Origin of the sequence: Streptomyces sp. SP17BM10, assembly GCF_036322405.1 — a bacterium.
Taxonomy (GTDB): domain Bacteria; phylum Actinomycetota; class Actinomycetes; order Streptomycetales; family Streptomycetaceae; genus Kitasatospora.
The window spans coordinates 1-3049 of the sequence record NZ_JAQYXB010000247.1; the positions used below are offsets into that span (position 1 = coordinate 1).

3 protein-coding genes are annotated in these 3049 nt (G+C 72.4%); 2 read left to right on the forward strand and 1 reads right to left on the reverse strand.

Translation table 11 applies throughout. From position 1 onward, the window contains the following. Positions 1–312, reverse strand: a 312-nt coding sequence (locus PUR71_RS01035) for a cellulose binding domain-containing protein (RefSeq protein WP_329924365.1), incomplete at its 3' end; no start/stop codon positions are given. Between the two features lie 366 nt (positions 313–678). Between PUR71_RS01035 and PUR71_RS01040 the strand changes: the two genes are divergently transcribed. Both PUR71_RS01040 and PUR71_RS01045 read left to right on the forward strand, forming a co-directional pair. Further along, complete coding sequence (locus PUR71_RS01040) at positions 679–2685, forward strand: glycoside hydrolase family 6 protein (protein ID WP_329924366.1); 2007 nt, start codon at positions 679–681, stop codon at positions 2683–2685. Between the two features lie 55 nt (positions 2686–2740). Then, on the forward strand, positions 2741–3049 hold a 309-nt coding region (locus PUR71_RS01045), incomplete at its 3' end, for a cellulose binding domain-containing protein (RefSeq protein ID WP_329924367.1).

Consider the following 3049-nt stretch of genomic DNA (forward strand, 5'->3'; position numbering starts at 1 on the left):
GACGGTGACGGTCCGTCCGGTCTGGGTCCAGGTGCCGTTCCAGCCGTTCTGGAGGGTCTGGTCGCCGGTGTAGGCGTAGCCGAGGGTCCAGCCGTCGATGGCGGTGGTGCCGGTGTCGGTGATGGTGAGGTTCGCGGTGAAACCGCTGCCCCAGTCGTTGACGGCGTAACTCACGCCGCACGACACCCGGGCGGCCGCCGCTGCGGTGGGCACCGTGAGGGAGCCGCCCGCCGCGGCGATCAGGGCGAGCGCGGTGGCCGTCGCGGTGATGGTGAGCCGGTTGCCCCTGGTACGCAGGGCTTTGCGTCGCATGCGCGTCCTCCAGACGGGTGGGGTACCGCCACGCGGGTGGGGTGCGCGGCGGACGGAGGTGTTGCGTCATGGTGGGGTGGCGCGCCCGACTTGGGAAGCGCCCGCAGGACCGGGCGGTGCCTGCCGGCGAGCCCGTCAGGGCGGGGGCACGGCAGCTACCAGCGCGGAACGGCGTCGCCGGACGGCAGGCCGCCCGGTTCCGCGCCGTGTAAGTTACAGCGCCTCGTGGGAGCGCTCCCGCGGCTATTGACGGCGTTTCTCGCCGCCTGGCTTCATGTGGAAGGGATCGCCGCGCCCCACGTGGGCGCGTTCCCACCCGTTGTCAGCGATCCCGTCAGGAACCCCGCCCCTCCGAAAGGACCGGACGTGCCCCACACCGTCCTGCGTCGCCTGCGCACGGCAGCGGCCGCCGCACTGCTCGGCGCCACCGGCCTGCTACCGGGCATCGGCGCCGCCGGCCCCGCGCTCGCCGCCCCGGTGCACGCGGCCGCCGCCCGCGTCGCAAACCCGTTCGCCGGTGCGACCGGCTACCTCAACCCCGACTTCGCCGCCGAGGTCAAGGCCCAGGCCTCCGCCGACGGAGGCACCCTGGGCGGCCTCGAGTCCCAGGTCGCCGCCAACCCCACGGCCGTCTGGATGGACCACATCGGCGCGATCGCCGGCGACGCCACCCACCTGAGCCTCCAGGCCCACCTCGACCACGCGCTCGCCCAGCAGCAGGGAACCACGCCGGTCGTCTTCCAGGTCGTCATCTACGACCTGCCGGGGCGGGACTGCGCCGCCATCGCCTCCAACGGCGAACTCCCGTCCACCGCAGCCGGGTTGACCGCCTACGAGACGCAGTACATCGACCCGATCGCGGCCGTCCTCGCCAATCCGAAGTACGCCGGCCTCCGGGTCGCCGCCATCATCGAGCCGGACTCCCTGCCCAACGCCGTGACCAACCAGTCCAAACCGACGTGCGCCACCGCCACCCCGTACTACGAGTCGGGCATCGTGTACGCGCTCGACAAGCTGCACGCCATCCCCAACGTGTACGACTACCTGGACATCGGCCACGCCGGCTGGCTCGGCTGGTCCACCAACATGGTGCCGGCGGGCCGGGAGTACGCCAAGATCGCCCAGGCCACCACCGCCGGGTTCGCCAGCGTCGACGGATTCGTGAGCGACACCGCCAACACCACCCCGCTCACCGAACCGTTCCTGCCCGACCCCGACCTGACGGTCGGCGGGCAGCCGCTCAAGTCCGCCAACTTCTACCAGGACAACCCGGCGTTCGACGAGTACCACTACGACACCGCGATGTACGCCACCCTGGTGTCCGACGGGTTCCCCGACAGCATCGGCATGCTGGTCGACACCTCCCGCAACGGCTGGGGCGGCCCGGCCCGGCCCACCGCGCTCGACCCCACTCCCACCACGGCCGACGCGTACGTCGCGGCGAACCGGGTCGACCGCAAACCCTTCCGCGGCGACTGGTGCAACATCAACGGCGCCGGCATCGGCGCGCGCCCGCAGTCGCAGCCCTACGGCGCGGGCAGTCCGATCATCGCGTTCCTCTGGGTCAAGCCGCCCGGCGAATCGGACGGCGACTACCCGGACGCCGCCCACCCCCACGGCGACCCGCACTGCGACCCGAACGGCACCCAGACGGACGGGAACGGGAACACCTACCCCACCGACTCCATCCCCGGTGTCGACATCCCGGCCGGGCAGTGGTTCCCCGCCCAGTTCCGGCAACTGGTGCAGAACGCCTACCCGGCGTTCGGCACCTCCGGCGGCAACACCGGCCCGACCGCCCCGACCGGACTGACCGTCACCGCCACCACCAGCAGCACCACATCGCTCAGCTGGACGGCCTCCACCGATCCGACCGGCGTGAGCGGCTACTCGGTGTACCGGAACGGGACCAAGGTCGCGACCGTGACCGGCACGACCTACACCGACTCCGGACTGTCCCCCGCCACCGCCTACCAGTACACCGTCACCGCCCAGGACGCGGCCGGGAACGTCTCCGCCGCCTCGGCCGCGGTCACCGCCACCACGACGGCACCGGGCGGTGGCAACGACAACGGCTGCTCCGCCACCTACACGGTCGCCGACGACTGGGGCAGCGGCTTCACCGCCAACGTCACGGTGGCCAACACGGGCACCGCGGCGACCAAGTCCTGGACCGTCAGCTGGACCTGGGGCGGCAACCAGGGGATCACCAACAGCTGGAACGCCTCCACCACCCAGACCGGCACTGCGGTGACGGCCGCCAACCAGGCGTACAACGGCGCGCTGGCGCCGAACACGGCCACCGGCTTCGGCTTCCAGGCGACCTACTCGGGCGGCAACACCGCTCCGTCCCTGACCTGCACCGCGAGCTGACCTCCCTCCGCCGGGGCCGCGCCGGCGGCCCCGGCCCCACCCCGAGGAACTCGACATGCCCCGAACCGTCCATCCCCGAACCGCCGCACTCGCGGCCGCCACCGCCGCGTGCGCCGCCCTCGCAGTGCTCCCGCTCACCGCCTCAGCGGCCTCCTCCGCCCCGGCCCCCACCACCGGGGTGTCGTGCCGCGTGAGTTACGCCGTCAACGACTGGGGCAGCGGATTCACCGCGAACCTCACCATCACCGACACCGGCACCACCGCCATCGACGGCTGGACCCTCGGCTACGCCTACACCGGCGACCAGACCCTCCAGAACGGCTGGAACGGCACCTGGACCCAGACCGGACGGACCGTCACCGTC